Below are 23,350 nucleotides of genomic sequence, written 5' to 3'. Positions count from 1 at the left end.
CTTGCTTGAGCGAGATTTTTTGAATTTCGTTTTGAGACGGCTTTAAAATCGTTTTTATGGAATATTTTACAAGAATTTCAGAATTTTATTTTGAAAAATTCTGAAATTTGTTTTTCATACTAGCATAACAGAACCTAAAAATTTTACCTTGCGAGCTTTAGAATTTAACTAGACAAAATTTAAAATTAACGCGCGAGCCTTAGAGCTTGATCGCAAAAGAATCTAAAATTTTACTCTTTTGGAATATAGAATAATTTACTTTTTAGATTTTCTCATGCGATTTTGCCTAAAATTCCAGATAAATTTAGTATAAAATTTCATTTAAATTTTGACGATACGGGATTTCATCCGAGGATTTTATAAGCAAAAGATAAACGGCATATTAAGAGGTAGCGGATATAAAATTTATCAGCAAATTCCGCAAGGATGGAATTTCTAATTTAAAATTTAAACTCTCAAAATTTTATAGTTTGATTTACTTCCAAATTCTCATCGCACCGAATTCTCCTTAAAATTTAAAGACGCAAAAGATTGCCACCAAAGTTTGCTACGAAATTTACCGGCGCGAAGTTTGCTACGTAAATAGCGCAGGAATCATATAGGAATTTCTAATAAAATTTAAAGAGATAAAATCATCAGCATGATTATTTTAGATTTATTTTACGACAGAAATCCCGCTCTTGCGAGCAGGATTTCATTTCTTAGGGGGATAAGAAAAGGAGTTTAGGCTAAATAAATTTAGCCCGAGATTTCGTCTAACCACGGAGTCCGCAGCAAAAAGGAGCAAAAAGACGAAATCTCGCGCAAAATTTTAAGCCAAGATTTAAGCGATCGGCTCGCGACAATAAACGAGATTTGCGATGGCTTCAAAAGCTATCGCAAAAACGCCGTGCCAGCATCAAATTAAACTAGCCTTTGTTTTTTGAAATACTCGCGCGGAGCCTTGCAAAGCGGACAGGCGCCCGGGGCTTTCTTACCGCGATGAACGTGGCCGCAGACCTCGCACACCCAAACTTCCTCGTCAAAACTCTCGAAAAAGCCCTCTTCTAGCAGAATCTTTTGAAGCTCGTTGTATTCGCGCTCGTGCTCCTGCTCGACCTTGCTGATAGCGTTAAAAAGGCGCGCTACCTCTTTTTTGCCCTCTTCGGTCGCGATTTTAGCGAAGCTCGGATACATACTCTCGTGCTCGTAGCGCTCGCCGGCGGCGGCATCAAGCAGATTTTTATCCATCTTATCAAGCGGAATGCCTGCGGCTGCATGATGCGCCTTTAGCTCGGCTCTGGCATGCCATTTTTCGTTTTGGGCAGCCTCGTAAAAATGTCGTGCAATGGCGTGAAAGCCAGCTTCTTTGGCTAAATCGCCGTAAAGATCGTATTTGTTGCGCGCTTGAGACTCGCCTGCGAACGCCTTCATTAAATTTACCTGCGTCAGATCCTCGGTGATACATTTCATCGGCTCGCCACAGCAGCTAAGCGCACCGCCGCCTACTTTTTGCACCTCGACCTCCGCGCCGCACTTTTCGCATCTGTAAGTTTCGTACTGTCTCATTTTAATTCCCTATCAAAATTTTTGGGGAATGATACCACGGCTACTATTAAATCTTACTTAATAAATTTTATTCTTCTCAATAAATTTATGTTTTTGAGAAAATTTTGGCACGGAATTTCCATCCGCAAAATCTAAACTTAAGATTTTTCAAAGCAAATGAAATTTCAAGCAAAAGCGCTAACGCTTGATCGTCTAAAAATATGAAATTTAGTTTTTTGACTCATTTAGTCTACAATTTTCAAGGCGAGCCACATTATTGGAAATTTTTTAAAATTTTAAAGTTATCTCAAAAATAACTTGCTAATTTTGCCGCGCAGTCTTGTTTACGAGTATATAACAATGCTCAGTAAAAGCAGCTTTAAATGCGCCAACGAGCCGCCCGATTGTAATTATGAAGCGTTAAAAGCGTAATTAAGGGCATTGTAGCATTACCTTCTTGCCACTATGATCGGTAATATCTGAGAATTTATGAACGTCAAATTCTAAGCCGCAAATCGAACAAGGAGGAAATTTATCGACTTCCTTCTTGCCTAAAAGCGAGCAAATTCCGCCTATTGTCGGATTATGTCCAACGATAAATACGCATTCCGCGCTAGCTGCGTTAAAATTTCGCATAACATCTGTGCTAGAAATTTCCACATCATTGCAAGATAGCGCATTATTTTCGCCAATGCTAGCGGGAATTTTAGCGCTCTTAAAAGCAGAATTTTCCGCGTTTGCGTCGCGAGGTTTTTCGCTACTCAGACCAACCGCATTGTATTTTTCAACATTCACACTGCACCCAAAAAATCGTTTCTCATCCAAGCTGCGAACAAACTTTGCCAAATCCCATAAGCTTGCGTCGTATAACTCTCGCAATGACGCTACCCTTTTTGTCGCATCCAACGCATTAGCGATAAGTTGCGCCGTATGGAGTGCGCGTATAGCCGAACTTGTAATAATCAAATCAGGCATAAGTCCCAAACTACGCAGCTTTTCTCCAAGTTTATTTGCACAAAGTTCGCCCACTTGGCTTAATGCCCGTTCAAAATCGCTTTTGCCGCCGCTTTGCGCCTCGGCATGTCTTATAAAATATATCCGTTTCATCTGCATCCTTCCATAAAATTTTATGTAAAATTTAGCGTTAAATTCTACAAAATTCTAAATTTTTTCTGGATCATTCCAAAGCCATAACCGACCACGAATCCCGCTATGTGCGCATACCATGCTACATTTACGCCCATTAGTATCGGCGCAAAGCTCATTATCAAAATCGCGATAAAAATCCCGCCCGCATTGCGTTCATCAAAATAAGCAATCACGCCTAAAAGCACGCAAATAGCGCCGCTAGCGCCTACGATATTGACGATTTCTCCCATGCTCATGGCATAACGGATATAAATTAGACACAAAGCGCCACTCAGCAGCCCGCCTACGATGTAAAGTAGCGTAAATTTTATCCCACCGAACGCTCGCTCTAAAATCCCACCGAATTGATACAAAACTGCCATATTCATCACTAGATGCATCACTCCGCCGTGCATAAAAAATGAACTTAGTAGCTGCCACGGCATCCCCTCGAAAAAATATGGATTGAGCCCAAAAAATAGATAGGACTTAAAGCCGAAAAAATATTCTAATGCGAATGAAATCACGAAAAATAGGACATTCGCCACAATGATCGCGAGAGTAAATTTGCCCGATTGCATGAAACTCCTTAAATTTTTCACGCATAGTAGCGAAATTTTGATTAAATTAAAGGCGTCGTGTAATTTTACAGGCTAGAGATAAATTTATGGATAAGCGCTAGCATTAAAATTCACTAATAGTTTTAATTGCAAGCGCCTTATCAAAATAGCTGCGCTAAAATTTAGATATAGAGCTTTAAATTAAAATCTCCATAATAAAATTTAGACCATAAATCTTTTTTGAAAGTTTTACGTAATTTATAAAGTTTATCCGACGTAAATTAAAAAGCAAACACACTGTAAATTTAAAAACGATAAAATTGCAGTTATATGAAGCCATTTTGTAGAATTTTATATAAAATTATAAGTATAATTTTACTAAGAATAACAAAAATTTGAGTTTAAATTAATTTCAAAATAAATTTTAGAGTAAATAATTTTAAATCCTTATTATATTACGCGTTAAAAATGCTAATTTGACTTGCTATAACAGCATCAAAATGAGTTTTTATTGGTAAGTTTTTGCTGCAGGAGTTTAAAAACCATAAAATTCTAAAATTTGATTGGAATTTTAGGAATTTAATAAATTCTACAAAGCTAGGTTACAGCTAAAATCCCAAGCTAAATTATCTGCAAAATTTTACTTGAAATTTTAGAGCATAAATCAAACCGCCGCGAATTTTTAAAAGGTCTAGCAAAATTCCATAAAATCTAATAAATTCCAAACGTTATAAGAAATTTTTCAAAAAATACGGAAAAAAATTTTCAAAATTCTAGTTATTTACTCGTCCATACCCTGCGAAGCGATTCGATGCTAGGCAGCTTATGCGGTCTTTGCCGCAGCGCACGATATAGCTATTTTCCATCTTTTGCCCCGCTACATGGACGTTTTTCTTATTTAAATTTACGAAGTCCGCTTGATTTCTACCACGAGTATTGTGGACGAATTTCACGCGACCATCGGCATATATCTCGCGCACGATACCGATATGGCTGATTTCGTTATTGACCTTACCTTTGTTAGAACGCAAGGTGTTTTGAAAAAACACCAAATCCCCCACTCGCGGCGTATTGCTGAGTAAATTTCTACGGCTGTAATAATTATATATTGCTTGGGATTTGCGTCCGTTTGTGAAGTATTTCGGCAGATCTTTTGAGTTAAAAAATAGATCATCGTATTTATCATTTAGCACGGTGATAAATCCGCTGCAGTCCCCTCCCGCGCGAGTGCCGGTGTAATCGTCCACAGATGCGATTAGCGGGCGGTTAAACTCGCTTCCTGGCACCGAAGTTATTCCTTCTTCATAATCGTTTAAGACATACGCTTGCTGGCTGCCGGCAGACGGGGCTTTTGAGGAGCAACCGACCAGCAAAAACGCACCCAAAGCGCAAATAATTAGTTGTTTCATATAAAATCCTTATAAAATTATGTAACGGTTAAATTTAGGCGCAATTTTAGCGCCTGGCGGTAACAAAATGGTAACTTTAAAGCTAAATTCTGTATAATCGCCGAAATTTTATACGGAGAAATCATGCATTATCTACGAATTAACGGGGGCAAAAAACTAAGCGGCAGCATCAAAATAAGCGGCGCAAAAAACGCTGCACTGCCGCTCATAGCTCTATCTATCCTTTCAAAAAACGAAGTCGTAATTAAAAATTTACCTGCAGTTTCCGATATCCACACGCTAATTCGGCTGCTTTCAAATTTAGGCGCAAAGTGCGAGTTTCTTGACGCCAATATCGCCAAAATCGATCCGCGCGAGGTAAACTCGACCAAAGCGATCTACGACATAGTACGTAAAATGCGAGCTTCGATCCTGGTGCTGGGGCCGCTTTTAGCGCGGTTTAGACACTGCGAGGTAAGCCTTCCGGGGGGCTGCGCGATCGGCGCCAGACCGATCGATCTGCACCTTAGCGCGCTTGAAAAGATGGGCGCAGAGGTTAAGATCGAGCAGGGTTACGTCGTTTGCACCGCAAAAAAGGGGCTTAAGGGTGCGACTATAAATTTTGACAAAATTACCGTCACCGGCACCGAAAATATCGTAATGGCGGCGGCTTTAGCAAGCGGTACCACGCATATCATAAACGCGGCGAAAGAGCCCGAAGTAATCGCCGTTTGCAACGCATTAAAAAGCGCAGGCATCGACATAGAGGGCATCGGCACAAACGAAATCCTCATCAAAGGAAGCGGCGGCGAGCTTTTAAGCTTGGATGAAATTTCGATCATTCCCGATCGCATCGAGGCAGGCACCTATCTGTGCGCAGGCGCAATCACGGGCTCCCGTATCACGATCACGCACACCTGCGCAGCTCATCTTGGCGCCGTGCTTGCAAAATTTGAAGATATGGGTTTTAAATTTGAAATTTCAAACGGCGGCGACGAGATCACGATCCTGCCCACCTCAAAGATCAAACCCGTAGAGATCATCACGAGCGAATATCCGGGCTTTCCTACCGATATGCAGGCGCAGTTTATGGCGCTAGCATGCATCGCCTCGGGCGTCAGCACCATCGACGAGAGGCTTTTTGAAAACCGCTTCATGCATGTTAGCGAACTCTCGAGAATGGGCGCGGATATCCGTTTAAACGGACACATCGCGACGATCAGCGGCGGCAAGCTAAACGGCGCGGACGTGATGGCGACCGATCTGCGCGCCAGCTCAGCTCTCGTTTTAGCCGCCCTTGCGGCGAGCGGCGAGAGCAAAATACATAGAATTTACCATCTAGATCGTGGATATGAGAGACTGGAAGCTAAGCTTAGCGCGCTCGGCGCAGACATACATAGGCTGGAGGAATGAGGACTTCGGAATAAAAATCTTGTGCGAGCAAGTGATGCGGAATTTTATGCAAAACGTGTTCTGAAACAACACGCTGCGTAAGAGCCACGTAAATTCTATCAGCAGCAATGCATTTAAATCGCCAAAGCTAAGTGTGGCGAAATTTTAAAGGCAAATCTTGGTAGAATTTCGAAGGATGAACCCCTTAAGAATTTAAGTGGCGAGCTTTGGTAAAATTTAATGAACGATCTGTGGTGGAATTTTTTAAGCAAATGTGGGTGGAATTCCGAGGGCAAAGCGGAATTTTACGAGTGATATGCTTTGAAATTTTAAGCAACGCTCGCATTAAAATAAGGCAAGTTTGAGCCCGTGAAATTTTGCGCACTCATTTGGATAAAATTTTGCTTTGCAAACTCCGGCAAAACATAGAATTTAATACTATGTGAGATCTTAACTGCGCGAATTTAAAATGTAAAAAATGATAAAAAGGACTTAAAATGATAGGAATAAATGAGGCTATAGATTTGGCTACGGCTAAAATCACATCAAGCAGGCGGAGCGAAATGGTGCCTCTTCCCGGTGCCCTAGGTCGCATCCTTTCTAGCGATATTTCTGCGATTAAAAACCTACCCTGCTTCGATAATTCGGCGCTTGACGGCTATGCCTACGCGGCGGAATTCAAAGACGAAGAGCTAGAGATCGTAGAGCCTACGATTTTTGCAGGAGACGAAAAATTTTATGAAATCAAGGCTGCGCAGGCGCAAAAGATAATGACCGGCGCGCCAATGCCTGCAGGCGCGGACTCTGTCGCGAGGCTAGAGGATGTAAACGCGCAAGGCGGAACTCTAAAAATCCCTGCTTCCGTTCATGCTCACGACGGCTTTCGTAAAAAAGGCGAGGAAGTGCGTGCGAGCGAGCTCTTATTGCGCCGTGGCGAAATTTTAAACCCTGCCAAAATCATGCTTCTTGCCGCGCAAGGAATTTACGAAGCAAGCGTTTACGCGCGTCCTAAAATCGCCCTATTTTCCAGCGGAAACGAGCTAAAAGAGCCGTGGCAGAGTGCGAGCGAGCGCGAAATTTATAACGCCAACTCTAGCGGTATTGCTGCATTGCTACAAAAATACGGCTTTGAAAATGAGTATTTAGGGATTTTAAAGGATGATTTTAGCGCAGTATGCGAGGCGCTAGACGCTGCTACGCGTAAATTTGACGTGCTAATTACCAGCGGTGGAGCAAGTGCCGGGGAGGCGGATTTTATGCAAAGCGCTATGAGTGAACTTGGATTTTTGCAGGTTTTCGATCACATCGATATCAAGCCCGGCCGCCCCAGCAAGTGCTTCGCAAAAGACGGCAAATTCGTCTTTGCAATGGCAGGCAATCCGATGGCTGCTTTCGTGCTTACGCGCGCAGTCATACTGCCGATCCTATTTAAGCTTAGCGGCGCAAGCGAGGCTTTTAGCGCAGAAGCGGCGATCTATGCCAAGCTCGCAAGCGATCTGAAGCTAAAAAGCGGCAGAGTAAATTTAACCGTAGGCGCATATGAAGGCGGAGTTTTTACGCCTATGCCGTCGCCTTCTGGGCGCATCAGACCGCTGGCTGCGGCATCGCATTTTTTCTTGGCTGATCCCGAATGCGACAAAGTTCGCGCTGGAGAAATCGTAAAAATTTATGAAATTTAAGCGAGAAATTATTGACAAATGAAAATTTATAGGCTACAATCGCGCTTTATTTTTACCGCATGCGGGAATAGCTCAGTGGTAGAGCGCAACCTTGCCATGGTTGATGTCGCGAGTTCGACTCTCGTTTCCCGCTCCATCTTAACTTCAAATTTTAAAATTCCTTCCGTTCCGCTCACTTTTAAACCGCAAAATTTCGATATGAAAGCTTTGAAATGAAAATTTTAGTTTGCGTAAGCGGCGCCAGTTTTTGCGAGATCGGGCTTGATATGCTTAAATTTCTTGCCAGCTCACCGCATGAAATCCACGCCGTGCTTACGCAGGGCGCGCGCCGCGTTCTACGCGCTGAAAGCGGCATAGACGCGGACGAGGCTTTAAAATCTGCGGAATTTATGAGTGTAAAATTTTATCCCGACGATGATCTGGCCGCGCCGCCCGCTTCAGGCTCCTTTGGCATTGATGCAGTGATCTTTGCGCCCTGCTCTATCGGCTCTTTGGCTAAAATTTACGGCGGGCTTTGTGACAGCCTAAGCACGCGCGCCGCTGCAGTCGCGTTAAAAGAGCACAAGCGGCTGGTTCTTGGCGTGCGTGAAATGCCGCTTTCTGCGATCAGCCTGCGACAAATGAGCGAGCTAGCTGCGCTCGGCGTCATCATTGCTCCGCCTGTGATCGCAGGCTACTGCGGCGTGCAAAATTTAAAAAATTTCATAATCGGCAAGTGGTGCGACGCGCTGGGCGTGCAAAACGAGCTATTTAAAAGGTGGCAATAATGCAAAACTCAAGAAAATGTATCTATCCGGGCACTTTCGATCCTATTACGAACGGCCACCTGGACGTCATCAAGCGCGCGCTGGGGCTTTTTGATGAAGTCATCGTCGCAGTCGCGCTAAACGAGAGCAAAAAGCCCTATTTTAGCCTACAATCCAGACTAGAGATGGCGCGAGCCGCGACACGCGGACTTCGCGGCGTGAGCGTGCAAAGCTTTGATAATCTACTCGTGGATTTCGCCAGATCCTGCGGCGTGCGCTTTGTAATCCGCGGACTGCGCGCGGTTAGCGACTTTGAGTACGAGCTGCAGATCGGCTATGCAAACGCCTCGCTATGGGAGGAATTTGAGAGCGTGTATCTGATGCCGACGCTCAAAAACGCCTTCATCTCAAGCTCGATTGTCCGCTCCGTTTTGAGCCACGGCGGCGACGTTTCGCACCTGGTGCCGAGCGAAATTTTAAAATTTTTGAAAAAATGAGCTCGCAAGCGACTGAAATTTAGCCTACAGGTGCGATTAAATTTAAAATTTACAAGCTGCATAAGAGATAAAAATGAATAAGCAAATGGATGAGATAGAAAAACTGCGAGAGCTTTTTAAAAGCGCAAAAGATGGCTACGAAGCCCTAAAAAAGAGGGCCGAAGCGCAGGCCGTAAGCAGGCGCTGGGCGTCAGACGAGTATATTAATTTAGAGCCATTTTATTTTGAGTTCAACCGCTTCTCAAAGGGCAAAATTTTAAAAACTAAACCGAAAAAGATCGTAAACGCCTACGAATACGGCTTTGACGCGCAAGATCGCGTCGTTTTTGAAAGACAACATGACGGCAAAAAACATTTCTTTGAAAGCCTTTATTTTTGGGGGCGGGACGAAGTTTTAAAATATCATTTCGGTTGCTATAACAAAAAATGCTCAAGATGCTTCAATATAAAAAGATTTATCTATGAAAATGGCGCGCTAAAGTCCATCTACTCGGCCTTTGACAACAACGCCTATGGGATAGAAAATTTTACTTACGAAGGCGGCAAGCTCGCACAAAGACGGAAGTATGTAGAGCACCCTCGCGCAGGCAGAAGGAATGACGTAACAAACTATGAATTTGACGAAATGGGCGAGCTAAGCTTAATAACCGAAAATGGCTATGTGCGCTATCAAAAGCCAGATAAGAATATGAGCTACAAAAAGCTCTATGAGCTCGCCGCTCAAAGGCTGCTGCCCGCGATTAAAGAGACGATCAAAAAGCACGCGCCCGCCGGCAAACTCTACTGCATAAATTTAGCTTGCGACAATAGGAGTTTGCCGCCGATCATCGGATTCGGCTCGCAAGAGCAGCGCGTGCAGTGGCTTGCACAAAAGGATGGTTGGCTTCTTTGGCTTGTTCCTGATTACGAGTTTCGAGCCGAGGTCGAAGTAGACTACGAAACGGCGAAAATTTTTGATCTTTTCAATCAAGAAACGCAGCTAAATGATAAATATGCACAGGCTAAAAAGCTCATTTGGGAGTGCGTGAAGCAGCTCAAAGCAGGTCTTGGCGAATTTGCGCTCGATATGACGGAGGATTTTACGATCACGGCTACCGATTGCGATCTTGGCAATCTGAGGAAAGATTTCATAGCGGTAAATCCCGAACTAGCGTAAAAGGATAAAATTTAAAATTTCATCTTTCGGCGCACAGGACGAGCTTTGCGCCTTCGCTCATTGCGGCAAAATTTCATGATCTGCGGCGGCTAAAAATTTTATCGGCGCCACGATTTTATATTTTGTCATCGCACGCGGCGTCCGCCCGTCGCCGCATCTATTGCGTTATCGGACAATATACCATGCTTTATACGGCGCCCGATGCCTTCCAGACGCGCTATCTGTTTTTACTAAAAAACATACGATACCTCGCACCGCCTTCTTCACCGACGCGCCGCCTTTCGTTTATCTAGCGCCCGTTGTTCTGCCGGGCGCATACCCCGCTCCGTTTCCACCTCGCATGACGCGCGCCATGTCCCGTCTAACGCCCTACTTCGCTCGGCACGCCTGCTCTTCTGCACGAAGACATCCCGCTCCGTCTGGCGCACTCTGCTAGCTCTATCCTCTCAACGCATAGGATTTAGCTCCAATAGCTCGACCGTCCGACACCCCCGCGCCAATCCTATCCCGCTTCACCTACGCAGCACGCCGCTCCGCCGACATATACTCTCTCGCCCTACTGCGTGGCGCATTGCTTTGCTCGGTTCGATACGCCGACCCAATTTGCCCGATATGTCGTCTCGCTTCGTCCGATACATACCCTATGCGTCGCCCGACGTGCCATTCTATCCGCACGGCGCGCTGTCTTTATCGACCGGCGCCCTACTCCGCTCGGTAAATGTCCGTAAGCGTAAAATTTACTCGCTCGTTGTTATGCGACACATCCATTCGAACGCTAAATTTAACCGCGAGCCGTGTCGCAAAAAGCAAGAGCCGAGTAAGGCGCCCGATAAAATTTTACGCCAAAAGATCAAAAGCAACTCGTACAAGCTCGCGCAAAAGCCCGATTTGGAGGCGAAATTTTACGCTCAGCTGCTTAAAAAAGCGGCTATTTAGCTATAAGCTTGTAAAATAGCGCACAAATTTAAAGGCGAAAAATGTATGTAATATTCGAAGGTATCGACGGCGTGGGCAAAAGCACGCAGATAGCGCGGCTAGCGGCTGCTTTTCCGCAAGCGATCGTGACCAAGGAGCCCGGCGGCACGAAGCTCGGCGAGGCGGTGCGAAGCCTCGTTTTGGGCGAGGATTTTAAGTGGTCGCGCGGCAGCGTAAATCTACGCGAGGCCTGTGGCGAAATTTCAAAGCGTGCCGAGCTACTTTTGTTTCTCGCAGACCGCGCCGAGCACTACGAACGCGTGATAAAGGGCGGCGCGGACAGGCTCGTGCTAAGCGATCGCGGCTTCATCTCGGGGCTTGCCTATGCGCTGGCAAACGACGAAAACGCGGATCTTAGCGAGCTTATCGCGCTTAATAAATTTGCGCTTGGGGGCAAATTCGCAGATAAAATCGTGCTATTTTCGGCGGACGAACAGCTCGTCAAAAAGCGGCTTAAAACGCGCGTTAGCAGCGATATAATCGAGGCTCGCGGGCTTAAATACCTAATGCGCGTGCAAGATCTTATGGCGCAGGCATGCGCGGCGTGCGGCGTTGAGACCCTGCAAATCGACGCCGCACAGTCCGAAGAGGCGATCTGCGATCAGATAAAAAATTTCATACTTTCTTAAAATTTTAAGGCGTGGAATTTTGCCGCGGAAAAGAATTTAAGAGCTCTGCCGTGAAATTTTAGCTATAGAATTCCGCCCATAAAATTTCATCTCCTAATTTCGTTTATGGAATTTTACAGGCGCAGTTCTAGGGAAAATTTCATGGGCGGAATTTTTTTATAATTTCGCGGCAAAATTTCGCTACGGAATTCTGTCTTAAAATTCCGCCGTAGACTGAAAAGGCGCGGGATTTCATAAGCGAAATCCCGCGCGGAATTTTAATCCGCGGATTCGCAGGCGGAATTCCGCTTAAGCTTTAAATTGAAAGGATAGCGATGAAAACATTGAAGTTCGTTTTACGTAAGATTTTTAAATTTATATTTCTGTTTTGGGTGGTCATAAGCTCGCTTTTTGGCACATATATGATCGCCGATAAATTTTTCGGCCGTACCGTCGTATCATGGGCGCTCATCCGTGATTTTAGCAGCGCTTCGCTGGATCTAGAAGATTTTAGCATCAGCGCCCGCTTAAGAGCTACCACTATCGGCGGACGATCATGGCGCGACGAGCGCGAGCCGAAGCCCGACTTCTCGGACGACAACTCGACCGGCGCCCCGTATGAACTAAGTATAAATTTTGAGCACGTGAGCGTGCCCAGGATCGTGCTGAAAAATATCAAACTCGAGCAGGTGCAAAGCGGGCGTGTCGTGTTTGAAAAGGATGAGCTAGAGGTGCCGATAGAGATGGGCTATAGCGGTTACAAAAGCGGCGAATTAGAGATACCTGATCTCGATTCTGCGCATGTCAAACACAGACTGAGCGCCGAAATATGCGTGTCTGGGGGCGCTTGCACAAACTTCGTGCATTTTTTCTTGCCGTACAGGCACGTAGAGGGCACAGCGGCTCTGCGGGGTATTTTTTAGTCGCGAAAGATTCTGCGTGAAATTTAAAAGCATAAAATTTGCGGCGGCATGGGTTAATTTGGCGAAATAAACGATTAGATTATCAATGCCGCAACGCGGTATGGTTTACTCGTAAGATAGAATTTTGCCGCTTGCCGTATTTATGCGAAACGGAATTTCAAAATTTCGCGGCGCATAAAATTTATAGCACGGCGCGAAATTCTGCTATGCAAAATTTAAAGCGACGTAATTATGAAATTCCGCGCTGTGTATTTATGCGGCGGAGTAGCGCTATTTTTTACGACGCTTGCGCCATGATGAGAGTTTTTGCATGCAAGTGGAGCAAACCAGATACGAACACACGAATGCGAGCACTAAACAAGAAAAGAAATAATCCCCAAAGCCCAAAATATCGCAAATATAAAGCAATACCGCAAGCGCGATGATAAAAACGGCAGTAAAAAGCATAAGGAATATAGCAAAGTAGGTGCATGTCAAAAATATCCGTGTCAAACGAGGTGCGCGCCTTTCAATAGCGCAGACGATCGTGTAAACGTATGCCAGAATTATCATCGCAACGAGCGCAAGCCCCGCACAAGTGTAGAAAAAATCGCTTAGGTTTGGGAATGCGTCTTTTGCGAACGTAAAATAGATCGCGTAAAATACCGTCGTGACGAAAAAGATCAGACCGAACGTAATCAAAATGTCCCAAGCTAAAGATAGCGTGCGTTTTACGGCATCCAACGCGCTCAACGCAAAATCGCGGGCATATTCCAAAGGCGTTCTGCGGCGCTCGACTTCCAAGGCGACGAGGCTACCTAAATATCCCTGCTTGCAGTATTTTACGCGCACTAAATCGCCCTGCTTAAACGAGAACGCCCTGCAACGCATACGAAAGCGAACGCCGCCGATCTCAAAAAGCACGAGCGTCTCGATCTCCTGCCTAAGGACGCGGACGTACAAGTTTTCTATCCTGCCTTCGATACAGGGCTGCTTATTTTGCATAATCCTCCAAAATTAAGTTTAAATTTCGCGCCGCTTGCTAGGCGCTTGTTTGCTCGGCGCTAGAAAAACCCGCTCATCTTTCCCACAAGGCTCTGCGGCGTGACGGAATTCTACGCGACAAAATTCCGCGACTCTGAATTTCGTGCGGCAAGATGGACTAATCGCGAGCTTGATTTTAAATTTTCGCTAAATTCCGCCACGCTTATCGGCGGCAAATTTAATATGGCTAGCTTTACGCACGGTATCCGCATCGCAGACCAAGCAACATTTAAATTTAAGATCATAAAATTTAAAAATCGCCAGATATCAAATTACAAGCCGTAAATTTAAATATATAGCTCAAATTCTATCGCGCGCAGATACGAGCTTTGAGATCTTAGTAAAATTTGCCTTTTAAAATTTACGCGCAGTTTTCGCCGTATATAAATTTTGGCGCGATTTTGGAAGTATTTCTTAGACGTATTTGCTAGGCGAATTTAAGCGCAAATCCAGCGCAGTGCAACTTTTTGCTTGCGTAAAATTTTACGCAAGCAAAGCCGATTAAATTTGACCTCGAAATTTTAACGATATTTTAGCGCACAAGTTTCGTTTTGTTCTAGCGATACAAATTTCAGCTAAAATCCGCTGCTCGCAAAAATCAAAATTTTATTAAACTCGCGTTTGAACCAAAATTTACTAAATTTTGAGGCTAGCGCAGACCAAATTTCAACACACCTAAAAACAAATTTTAAACATTAAATCTAAAGTGCATCACGTCGCCGTCTTGCACGACGTAATCCTTGCCCTCAAGGCGCATTTTGCCCGCTTCTTTCGCCCTACTCTCGCCGCCGCACGCGATAAAATCGTCAAATCCGATCACCTCGGCTCTGATAAATCCGCGCTCAAAGTCGTTGTGGATCACGCTCGCGGCCTTCGGAGCCTTCCAGCCCTTCGTGATCGTCCACGCGCGCACCTCCATCTCGCCGGCGGTAAAGTAGCTGATGAGGCTGAGCTTCGCAAAGGAGCGCTTGATGATGAGCTCCAGCCCGCTTTGCTGCGCGCCTAGGCTCTGCAGCATCTCGTGCGTCTCCTCGTCGCTTAAGCCTATGAGTTCCTCTTCGATCTTGGCGCAGAGCTTGATCACCTCCGCGCCGCGGGCGTTTGCGTATTCTCTTACGCGCGCGACATATTCGTTATCCTGCGCGATTCCGTCTTCGTCCACATTTGCGCCGTAGATTACGTCCTTGGCGCTAAGCAGGCGCAGCTCGCGATTTAAAGCGATGTAGCTTTCATCCTCTTTGAGCGCGAAATTTGAAGCGGGCTTGCCGTCGTTTAGATGCGCCAAAAGCTCGTTTGCTACGGCTAGCGCCTCTTTAGCGCCCTTTTGATTTGTTTTGGCTTCCTTACTGAGACGCTCGATCTTGCGTCCAAGCTGCTCGATGTCCGCTAAAATCAGCTCGGTTTCGATGATCTCGATGTCGCGGATAGGATCGACGCAGCCTTCGACGTGGGTTATGTCGCCGCTTTCGAAGCAGCGCACGATATGAAGGATAATCTCGCACTCGCGGATATTTGAAAGAAATTTATTCCCCAGCCCCTCGCCTTTGCTAGCTCCACGCACTAGACCCGCGATATCTACAAACTCAATAGTCGAATGCACGATGCGACCGGGCTTAACGATCTCCGCCAGCTTGCCGAGCCTGGCATCGGGTACGGGCACGACCGCCTTATTAGGCTCGATCGTACAGAACGGATAGTTCTGCGCCTGTGCGTTTTGCGCGCCGCTAAGTGCGTTAAAGGTAGTGGATTTACCGACGTTCGGAAGCCCTACGATCCCTACTGAAAGCCCCATCTACGCGTCCTTTAGCTCTTTGGCTAGAGCCTGCAAGAAGTATAGGCTCGCTCTTACGCCCGCACCCGTCGCGCCTGCCGCGTAATAGCCCCACGCCTTTTCCAGATACGCAGGACCCGCGATATCGAGGTGAAGCCACCTATCTTTATACTCGTCTTTTATAAATTTATCCAAAAATAGCCCCGCGGTTATCGCGCCGCCGTACCTGCTGGAAGCGCAGTTGGAAACGTCTGCGATACTGCTTTTGATTAGCTCGCGCAGATAATCGTTAAATTCCAAAATGCTAAATAGCTCGCCGCTGCAGCTGCTAAGATCTTTAAATTTACGCTTTAGCTCCTCGCTGTTTCCCATTATACCGCTCGTGTATTCGCCCAGGCCCACGACGCAAGCGCCGGTTAGCGTCGCCATATCGATTAGCAGATCGGGGGCAAGATCCTGCGCGTAGCTTAGGCAGTCGGCAAGCACGAGCCGCCCCTCCGCGTCGGTGTTTCGAACCTCGATACTCACGCCGCTGCGGCTAAGTAGCACGTCGTCGGGCTTATACGAATCGCCGCCGATCATATTTTCGGTAGCGCCGATAACCGCGTGTATCTCAAACGGCAGCTCGAGCTCGGCAGCGCCCTTGATGATACCCATTGCAGCAAGCGCGCCGCTTTTGTCGCTTTTCATCGTAAGCATATAATCGCTCGGCTTCAAACTTAGCCCGCCGCTGTCGTAAGTAAGCCCTTTGCCCACGAAAACGACGCGCTTTAGGCAGCGCTGCGGCTTATAGATCAGATGAATTAGGCGCGGCGGATGAGCGCTGGAGCGATTGACCGCCAAAAACGCATTCATATTCTGCTCGCGCAAAAAGTCTTCGTCGTAAATTTTAACGCTCACGTCGTCGTAGTTCGAGGCTAAAATTTCAGCCTCGCTCGCCATCTTTTCGGGCGTGTAAATTTCAGGGATCTCATTGACGCCGTCGCGCGCAAAATTTGCGGCATTTGCTATCACGGTGCCCTGCTGCACGCCGTAGTTCATCTTTTGCACGTCGGGGCTACTGCCTCCGTACTCCTGCGTAGAGATTAAAATTTCGTTCAAGCTGGAGTTTTTTTTATCGCTTTTGTATTTGTTAAACTCATAGCCGCCCAGAAGCACGCCCTCGACCATCGCCATCGTGCTTCTGCGGTCGCAGCCGCATTTATAAAAGGCAATTTTGAAATTTTTGATCGCGTAGCCCTTAAGCGCGTTGTATGCGCTCGCAAGTGCTGTGCGGACGCGGTCATATTCTAACGCCTTGACGCCGACGTACAGCCGCCCACTCTCGGCAAGCAGCAGATTGCCCTCGCCTTTATAGTTAAAAAGCGCAAACTTATCCGCGTCTTTAATAAATTCGTGATTTAAATTTTTATCTACAACCAAAATAACTTCAAAATCCGCCTCTATCTCGTTAATTTTACGATCTAGCAGTTTTACTTTCATCTCGTTCCTTTCGTGAGTTCATAAAGTGATTTTCCATACGTTTAAATAACCTAAAAAATAGATATAAAATTCCGCCTATGATAGGTATCGCAAAATACCAGTGTTGCTCGATTAGCCGCAGCCCGCTCCAGATCTCCTCACCAAAATACCACGCCAAAACCATCGTCGCGCCCGACCAGCACCAAGCACTAAAAAGATTGATAATCGCAAATTTCTTTGCGCTGTAGCGAGTGATACCGATACTCATCGGGATGATGACGCGGAAGCCATACATATAGCGCTGCATTAAAATTATCGGCCAGCCGTAGCGTTGCAAAAGCAGGTGCGCGATCGCAAATTTTCGGCGCTGTGCCGCGAGCTTTTTACTGATATATTTTTTATTGTAGCGACCGATATAAAAATAAAACTGATCGCCGCAAAATGCCCCAAGCCCCGCGACAAAGATACCTAGCGGCAAATTTATATGTCCCTCGTGTGCCATGATACCGCCCAAAATCAGTGCGATTTCGCCTTCTAAAATACACCAAACGAAAAGCACGATATAGGCGTATTGGTGGTATTCTTGCAGTAAATTTTTAAGTAGCTCTTCCAAAATCACGCCTCTAAAACGCAATAAACATTTGTGCGTCGCGAAAACTCGCCTAGATCGTTTAACTCACGTAAATTTAGCAAAAAGCAGGCTTCAACGCACTTAGCCTGCGTCTGCGCGATGAGATCTAATGCCGCTCGTGCGGTGCCTCCGGTGGCGATTAGATCATCGATTAGAAGCACCTTGGCATCCTGCACGCCAGAGAATGCATCCACGTGCATCTCGACCTGATCGAAGCCATATTCAAGGCTGTATTTTTGCGAAATCGTGATATAAGGGAGCTTCTTTGGCTTTCTAATCGGCACAAAAGCGACCCTCAACCTCGCGGCAAGCGCCGCTGCAAAAATAAATCCGCGACTTTCTATGCCTACTATGTAATCAAGTCCGTAATCAGCATAGCGCTCGGCTAGATGATCAAGCAGGAAATTGAACGCCTCGCGATCGCCTACGAGCGTCGTGATATCGTAAAACAAAATACCGGGCTTTGGGAAGTCGCGCACGGTGCGGATCGAGCGAAATAAATAGCTTTTTTGCTCGCTGCTTAGACTTTTCATAGCTTACCTCTTTTCAATCTTGCGTTTTGGATTTTTAAGCTGCAGTTTTCGCTCTCCTCGTTTTGCAGAGCCTCGATGCCGAAGCGAAGGGCAGTTTTGAGCTTTTCGTTATCGCTTTTAAGCTTTGAAATTTTCTGCTCGCTTTTACGAAGAAGGGCGTAAATTTTAGAATTTTTTCGGATCGATAGAATAAGTAGCGCTGCAAAAAATAGCGCTAAAACGCCTAATACTACGCTCATTGCTCGCCTCCTTTATTTGAATTTGCAAAGCGCATAGTAGTGGAGGTTGCGCTAAAATAGGCAGAATTTATGCTCCTAAAATACGCACTAGAAATATTTGCTCCCTTTAAATTTACGCTCGTAATAGCAGAATTCTCATCTGTTAAACCCGCACTAGCGCAATTTGCGTTTTCTGGCTTAACGCTCATGCAGAAGGAATTTGTAGCCTTGAAATTTATAATTGTGGGGTTCAAACTGACAAAATATTTGCGGCTAGCTTTTTGAGCGAAATTTTTCTTGCAAACGCTCTCGCGCGTAAAATTTAACGTAGAATTTGTGCTAGTGGAATTTTTACCCAATGGATTTTTCTCATTAAAGATTATCTTTGCGTGCGTAGAATCTAAATTTATATGACGTGCACCGCAAAAGCTTATCAAGGGATTCTTGCCGGTAAAGAAGGAATTTTTATCGTTAAAGCTCCGTGCACAATTTAATTCGGAATCCGTGCCGATAGGATTTTTGCAAGAAGGGGTTTTACCACCGAAGTTTAATTTGGAATTCCGCCCATTTAAATTAGCGCCACTGCTTTGTTCCGCAAAATTTTGAGCGTAATTCTGCATGGAATTCTCCCCATCAAATCCATACGCGCAATTCGCACTACCGCAAGCGCCTAGCTTTGCGACGCGCTTAATGTGCCTACCGCCCGCAAAATCGGTATTAAAAAATGCCCTAATCATATCTTCAATCACCAGCGCGCCCATTAATCGCTCGCCGAAGGCTAGGACGTTGGCGTCGTTGTGCTCTCTGGCTAATCTAGCGCTCGTTGCGTCATGACACAGCGCGCAGCGGATGTGAGCGTGGCGATTTGCAGCGATGCTGATACCGATGCCCGTACCGCAAATCAAAACGCCGTAAATGCCGTAGTCGGTGGAATTTAAAATTTTATCCTTGCTCGCGTTTGCGGCAGCTATGCTTGCGCAGGCAGTCGTATTTGCGTCCGCATCAAAATTCTTGCCGTCGCCGTTCTTGACGGCGTTAAAATTTTTATCTTTCTCGCCGTGCTGCGTGGTAGCGCTAAAATTCCCGCTACCGTTTATACTTGCGCCGAAATTTTCACTGCCGCCCGCTTCGGAATTTTCCGTGGCTGCAGCGGAATTTATGCCGTCGTTTTCTTTAAAATTTTCACTTCGCGCGCAGGCTTCACATTCGGCTAAAATTTTATCCGCCAACGTGTCCGCAAAATCGGGATAGTCCACGCTCGCTTCGGCACTATGCGTGCCAAGATCGACCGCTTCGTAACCTAAAGCGGCAAGCGCTTTTTTGGCTTGCTCTTTGGCATGAAAGCCCGCATGATCGCTCGCTATGAAAATTTTATTTATTTGCATTGCCGCTCCTTATTTTTGCTCGTAAATTAGGCTCTCATCGTTTTGTAAGGTATCGACGAAGCGCCCGATTCGCTCCCAGCGGATCTTGCGATCGGCGTCAATACTAAAATAGGTAAACCATGGCTTGCCGACGATCAGACGATAAGGTACCGGACCCCAGAAGCGGCTATCGGCGGAATTATTTCGATTATCGCCTATCATAAAATACTCATCCTGCGGCACTTTGATGTAAAAGGCATTGAAGCTTATCCCCGCAGCTTCGAAGCTATGAGGAATTTCGCTTAGGCTAATGGGTTTCATAGAAAATTCACCCTTCTCAAGTGCGATTTTGACATTTGTTAGCATTGAGTTTCTAGCATTAGGGTCGTAGTGAATGCCCTTAAATTTATACGGCTCTTTGACATATTTTTCGCCACCTAAAATCACAATGTCGCGAGCATCATAGTTCGCAGCAATGAACTCGTCGCCTTCATGCGGACGAAGGTAGAAATTATTCAGATCAAATATCACCTCGTCGCCGCCTACGGCAAAATTTCGCTTTACAAAGTGCATTTTTTCATTAAGCGGATAGCGAAAAACCACGATATCACCGCGCTTTGGACCCTCGCCGCGGATGATATGTCCATCTCCGTCGCTATCCGGAGCCACCTGCCACTCTACAAATGGAATATGTGGGGTCGGGATGCCGTAGCTAAATTTTTTAACGAATAAAAAATCGCCCTCCAAAAGCGTAGTGCGCATCGATCCGCTGGGGATCACGAAGGCTTGCGCCACAAAAAGAATGACGAATAAAACGACGATGACCGTCCCCGTCCAACTCGATAAAAATTTATAAATTTTGCTTAGTATTTTCATTTAGGCTCTTTGTCTTAAGCGATTTTTCGCCGATTTTATCGTATTGCTCAAAAGCATCGCAATCGTCATCGGCCCCACGCCTCCGGGCACGGGCGTGATGAACGAGCATTTTGGCGCGACCGCATCAAAATCGACGTCGCCTCTTAGTTTGCCGTCGCCGCCGCGATTAATCCCCACATCGATCACCACCGCACCTTGTTTTATCATATCGGCGCCCACAAAATGCGCCCTACCGACCGCCGCGACCAAAATGTCGGCGTCTGCGCAAAGCCACTTTAAATTTTTCGTCTTGCTATGAGTGATAGTGACGGTGGCGTCGGCATTTAGAAGCAGGCTCGCCATCGGCTTTCCGACGATATTGCTGCGACCTAGCACGACGGCATTTTTGCCCGAGATCTGCACGCCGTATTCCTCAAGCAGGCGCATCACGCCAAGCGGAGTGCAAGGCACAAAACCGTCCGAAAGCCCGCTAGTAAGCTTGCCTACGTTTATCGCACTAAATCCGTCCACGTCCTTTTGCGGGTTTATTTTTTCTAAAATTTTATTCGTATCAATGTGCCTTGGAAGCGGCAGCTGCACTAAGATGCCGTCGATACTTTCGTCATCGTTTAAATTTTCTATCAGTTCTAAAAGCGCCGCCTCGCTCACATCGGAACTCAAGCGGTGCGCTACGGAGCGGATCCCACAGGCGGCGCAGGCTTTTTCCTTGCTCGCGACATAGGTCTTGCTAGCCGCGTCCTCGCCTACCAAAATCACCGCCAGCGCGGGCTCTACACCCTTTGCAGCAAGGTTTGAAGCGACCGATTTGATCTCCTCTTTTACCTTTGCGCTTATGCTTTTGCCGTCGATTAAAGTCATTTAAAGCCTTTTTGAGAAATAGGGAATGTTACCCTAAAATTTATAAAATTTAGATTTATTCAGCGGGATTTTATGGGAATTTGAAAGAATTTTAAAAAGAATTTCGTCCTAAATTTAAGCCTATTTAAATAAGCCTAAATTTTATCGTTATTATAGACGGATAAACGCCTTGGCGCCGCTACGCTCAGGCCGAGACGCTGCTAAGGCTCGTATTGCAGGCTTGAGAGCTTTTGTCCACGAATGAGCAAAAACTACAATGTTTCCATTTTCTCGCCGTTAAACGTCTCGTATCGCCGCCCGCTGCTCAATATACGCTATGCATAATAGTAGCCTGTATAATGGTGGCTCGGTGCCTTATTTTGCTTTGGCTTTGGAACATCTTGCGGTCCGCTCCTAGAGCAGCTGCATAGAAACAACGCCGCACACAGAAATAAAACGATCTTTTGCACCATAGATCCTTTCAAAATCTTTATGATTTTATCTTTGAGTGGTTTTGAAATTTTACAAAATTTAGAAAAGCGCTCTAAAAATTTGCTCCACTTTGGAATTTAAAATTTTGGCGAATTCCAAAGACATAAATTTTGTCAAAATTTAGGCTTCGCGCAGCTTACAATCTCGCGAAAAAATTAAAATTCTGGCGATGCGAGCCGTATTAATGCGACATCCACGCGACGTGCGCCGTGTAAGATTGCGCAGCCTCCGCCCCGCTCGCCGAAATAGCGCGCTAAATATAGCCGCGCCGCTTTGGAATTTTAAAATTTCGCCGAATTTTTAAGGCGCCGCATTTAAATTTACTCGTTGCGCAGTGTTTGCAGAACGTCGATCTGCGTGGCTTTTTTGGCCGGGTACCATGACGAGAGCGCCACGATAAGCACCGCGCCGATCAAAATCATCGCCAAATCGCCTAGCGAGAGCTCCATCGGCAGCTTTGAGCTTCCGTAAACGTCGGCAGGTAGATTTACGATGTCGAAGCTTCCGAGTAGCCACACGCCAAATAAGCCCAAAATGAGCCCGAATATGATGCCGCCGCCGCCGATCGTGGCTCCGAGCGCAAAAAAGGTTCTCTTAACCTCCTTTTTGCTGGCACCCAGGCTAAGTAAAAGCGCGATCTCTTGGCGGCGGTTCATCACGGTCATCAGAAGCGAACTTACGATATTTAGGCTCGCAACCAGGATTATTAGCATCAGCACGATGAAAAGCGCGCGTTTTTCAAGCGCAAGGGCGCTGAAAAAATTGCCGTTTTGCTGCCACCAGCCCACGGCGTTAGCGCCGCCGGGAAGGCTTTTTTTGATGCGCTCCAGGTCTTTAAACGGATCGTTTGAAAAAACATGCACGCCGTCGAAGGTCCCCTCGTCGTAGCCTAAAATTTTGGCTAGATCGCTCGCGTCCGCGTAAGAATACGCCTTGTCGTAGGCGATCAGCCCAGAGCTGAATTCCGCGCGCACATCGAAGCGCTTCATCTTAGGGATCAGCGCAAAGCCGCCAGGATCGCTCTTCGTAAAGATCATCGTGATCTTGCCGCCCTCATCCAGCATAAACTCATCTTTGATCCCGCGCCCTATCATGATGCCGTAGTCCGTTAGATTGGCGTCTTTAGCGCCTGCTGCGACGACGGAGTTGATGCGCTTTTCATCGTTTAAATTTACGCCGAAAATCAGTCCGCCCTCGAGCTTCTCGCCGCTTTTGGCGATGACTTGCGAGCTAATATAAGGACTAAAGATCAGATCGGGAAAGTCCGCCCGCAGTCCCTCCACGTCGTCTTTTGAAATGCCACCGCGAAAGTGGCTGTGGATCGTGATCGGGTAGTTCATCGTAAAGAGCTTGCGCTCGAATTCTTTATCAAAGCCGTTCATTATCGCCATCGCGACGATCAGCACCGTAAGCCCCACGCCGACGCCCAAAAACGCAAGCAGCGCCGAAAGCGTAATAAAGGGCTGAGAGCGGTCGAATCTGAGATATTTAAATAATAAATACTTTACCAAAAAGCCGTCCTTGTAAAATTTCACATAAAATTTAGCGTTAAATTCTATGTGAAA

At 46.2% G+C, this 23,350-nt stretch carries 22 protein-coding genes, 1 tRNA gene and 2 pseudogenes; 10 read left to right on the top strand and 15 right to left on the bottom strand.

The genetic code is table 11. The features are described from left to right. Nucleotides 1-903 precede the first annotated feature (903 nt). The 4 genes from QZ367_RS02850 to QZ367_RS02835 form a co-directional block, all read right to left on the bottom strand. The gene (locus QZ367_RS02850; RefSeq protein ID WP_291937099.1) at nt 904-1,548 is read right to left on the bottom strand and encodes a ferritin family protein; all 645 of its coding nucleotides are present in this window, start codon (nt 1,546-1,548) and stop codon (nt 904-906) included. 411 nt (nt 1,549-1,959) lie between these two features. Next, entirely contained in the window at nt 1,960-2,634 is a 675-nt protein-coding gene (locus tag QZ367_RS02845) for a histidine phosphatase family protein (RefSeq protein ID WP_291937097.1), read from the bottom strand. Nucleotides 2,635-2,678: 44 nt separating this feature from the next. Continuing rightward, a complete protein-coding gene (locus QZ367_RS02840) occupies nt 2,679-3,236 on the bottom strand; it encodes a rhomboid family intramembrane serine protease (protein ID WP_291937094.1) in 558 nt (185 codons plus the stop codon). A 752-nt stretch (nt 3,237-3,988) separates the two neighbouring features. After that, complete coding sequence (locus QZ367_RS02835; protein WP_291937091.1) at nt 3,989-4,624, bottom strand: NlpC/P60 family protein; 636 nt, start codon at nt 4,622-4,624, stop codon at nt 3,989-3,991. A gap of 123 nt (nt 4,625-4,747) precedes the next feature. Between QZ367_RS02835 and murA the strand changes: the two genes are divergently transcribed. The 9 genes from murA to QZ367_RS02790 all read left to right on the top strand — a co-directional run bounded on the left by murA (nt 4,748) and on the right by QZ367_RS02790 (nt 12,579). Then, nucleotides 4,748-6,016 carry a UDP-N-acetylglucosamine 1-carboxyvinyltransferase gene (gene murA / locus QZ367_RS02830; RefSeq protein ID WP_291937088.1) on the top strand — a complete coding sequence of 423 codons (1,269 nt, stop codon included), beginning with the start codon at nt 4,748-4,750 and terminating at the stop codon, nt 6,014-6,016. A gap of 476 nt (nt 6,017-6,492) precedes the next feature. Next, nucleotides 6,493-7,674 carry a molybdopterin molybdotransferase MoeA gene (locus tag QZ367_RS02825; protein WP_291937085.1) on the top strand — a complete coding sequence of 394 codons (1,182 nt, stop codon included), beginning with the start codon at nt 6,493-6,495 and terminating at the stop codon, nt 7,672-7,674. A 61-nt stretch (nt 7,675-7,735) separates the two neighbouring features. Next, nucleotides 7,736-7,810 (top strand) — tRNA-Gly (locus tag QZ367_RS02820). A 76-nt stretch (nt 7,811-7,886) separates the two neighbouring features. Then, entirely contained in the window at nt 7,887-8,441 is a 555-nt protein-coding gene (locus tag QZ367_RS02815; protein ID WP_291937083.1) for a UbiX family flavin prenyltransferase, read from the top strand. Then, on the top strand, nt 8,441-8,917 hold the full coding sequence (coaD, locus tag QZ367_RS02810; RefSeq protein ID WP_291937081.1) for a pantetheine-phosphate adenylyltransferase: 477 nt from the start codon (nt 8,441-8,443) through the stop codon (nt 8,915-8,917). The genes QZ367_RS02815 and coaD overlap by 1 nt, the downstream gene beginning before the upstream one ends. Before the next feature lie 73 nt (nt 8,918-8,990). After that, nucleotides 8,991-10,073, top strand: a complete 1,083-nt coding sequence (locus QZ367_RS02805; protein WP_291937079.1) for a hypothetical protein — start codon at nt 8,991-8,993, stop codon at nt 10,071-10,073. A 603-nt stretch (nt 10,074-10,676) separates the two neighbouring features. Next, nucleotides 10,677-11,009, top strand: a complete 333-nt coding sequence (locus QZ367_RS02800) for a hypothetical protein (RefSeq protein ID WP_291937076.1) — start codon at nt 10,677-10,679, stop codon at nt 11,007-11,009. 41 nt (nt 11,010-11,050) lie between these two features. Then, nucleotides 11,051-11,677 carry a dTMP kinase gene (tmk, locus tag QZ367_RS02795; protein ID WP_291937073.1) on the top strand — a complete coding sequence of 209 codons (627 nt, stop codon included), beginning with the start codon at nt 11,051-11,053 and terminating at the stop codon, nt 11,675-11,677. 314 nt (nt 11,678-11,991) lie between these two features. Beyond that, on the top strand, nt 11,992-12,579 hold the full coding sequence (locus QZ367_RS02790; RefSeq protein ID WP_291937071.1) for a hypothetical protein: 588 nt from the start codon (nt 11,992-11,994) through the stop codon (nt 12,577-12,579). Nucleotides 12,580-12,849: 270 nt separating this feature from the next. On the opposite strand, the gene QZ367_RS02785 is transcribed toward QZ367_RS02790, so the two are convergent. Next, nucleotides 12,850-13,563: a hypothetical protein gene (locus QZ367_RS02785; RefSeq protein ID WP_291937068.1), complete on the bottom strand. Its 714-nt coding sequence runs from the start codon at nt 13,561-13,563 to the stop codon at nt 12,850-12,852. Between the two features lie 99 nt (nt 13,564-13,662). Between QZ367_RS02785 and QZ367_RS02780 the strand changes: the two genes are divergently transcribed. Beyond that, on the top strand, nt 13,663-13,887 hold the full coding sequence (locus QZ367_RS02780; protein ID WP_291937065.1) for a hypothetical protein: 225 nt from the start codon (nt 13,663-13,665) through the stop codon (nt 13,885-13,887). A gap of 403 nt (nt 13,888-14,290) precedes the next feature. On the opposite strand, the gene ychF is transcribed toward QZ367_RS02780, so the two are convergent. The 10 genes and pseudogenes from ychF to QZ367_RS02730 all read right to left on the bottom strand — a co-directional run bounded on the left by ychF (nt 14,291) and on the right by QZ367_RS02730 (nt 23,296). Then, on the bottom strand, nt 14,291-15,394 hold the full coding sequence (ychF, locus tag QZ367_RS02775) for a redox-regulated ATPase YchF (protein WP_291937062.1): 1,104 nt from the start codon (nt 15,392-15,394) through the stop codon (nt 14,291-14,293). After that, complete coding sequence (locus QZ367_RS02770; protein ID WP_291937059.1) at nt 15,395-16,855, bottom strand: leucyl aminopeptidase; 1,461 nt, start codon at nt 16,853-16,855, stop codon at nt 15,395-15,397. Continuing rightward, nucleotides 16,830-17,447: a DedA family protein gene (locus tag QZ367_RS02765; RefSeq protein ID WP_177388946.1), complete on the bottom strand. Its 618-nt coding sequence runs from the start codon at nt 17,445-17,447 to the stop codon at nt 16,830-16,832. Before QZ367_RS02765 ends, QZ367_RS02770 begins: the two co-directional genes overlap by 26 nt. Nucleotides 17,448-17,449: 2 nt before the next feature. Further along, the gene (locus QZ367_RS02760; RefSeq protein WP_291937052.1) at nt 17,450-17,998 is read right to left on the bottom strand and encodes an adenine phosphoribosyltransferase; all 549 of its coding nucleotides are present in this window, start codon (nt 17,996-17,998) and stop codon (nt 17,450-17,452) included. After that, the gene (locus tag QZ367_RS02755; RefSeq protein ID WP_291937050.1) at nt 17,995-18,237 is read right to left on the bottom strand and encodes a hypothetical protein; all 243 of its coding nucleotides are present in this window, start codon (nt 18,235-18,237) and stop codon (nt 17,995-17,997) included. The genes QZ367_RS02760 and QZ367_RS02755 overlap by 4 nt, the downstream gene beginning before the upstream one ends. A gap of 650 nt (nt 18,238-18,887) precedes the next feature. Beyond that, nucleotides 18,888-19,130: pseudogene (locus tag QZ367_RS02750) on the bottom strand (RpiB/LacA/LacB family sugar-phosphate isomerase); the annotation flags it as partial. Nucleotides 19,131-19,436: 306 nt separating this feature from the next. Continuing rightward, a pseudogene (locus QZ367_RS02745) lies at nt 19,437-19,601 on the bottom strand (RpiB/LacA/LacB family sugar-phosphate isomerase); the annotation flags it as partial. A gap of 9 nt (nt 19,602-19,610) precedes the next feature. Then, nucleotides 19,611-20,456 carry a signal peptidase I gene (lepB, locus tag QZ367_RS02740; RefSeq protein WP_291937048.1) on the bottom strand — a complete coding sequence of 282 codons (846 nt, stop codon included), beginning with the start codon at nt 20,454-20,456 and terminating at the stop codon, nt 19,611-19,613. After that, a complete protein-coding gene (gene folD, locus QZ367_RS02735; protein ID WP_291937045.1) occupies nt 20,457-21,314 on the bottom strand; it encodes a bifunctional methylenetetrahydrofolate dehydrogenase/methenyltetrahydrofolate cyclohydrolase FolD in 858 nt (285 codons plus the stop codon). 791 nt (nt 21,315-22,105) lie between these two features. After that, on the bottom strand, nt 22,106-23,296 hold the full coding sequence (locus QZ367_RS02730) for an ABC transporter permease (RefSeq protein ID WP_291937042.1): 1,191 nt from the start codon (nt 23,294-23,296) through the stop codon (nt 22,106-22,108). Nucleotides 23,297-23,350 lie beyond the last annotated feature (54 nt).

Origin of the sequence: Campylobacter sp. (assembly GCF_019423325.1) — a bacterium.
Classification (GTDB): Bacteria; Campylobacterota; Campylobacteria; order Campylobacterales; family Campylobacteraceae; genus Campylobacter_B.
The sequence above is the reverse complement of the archived record's forward strand: the minus strand, read 5'-3'. Positions and strand labels throughout refer to the sequence as shown.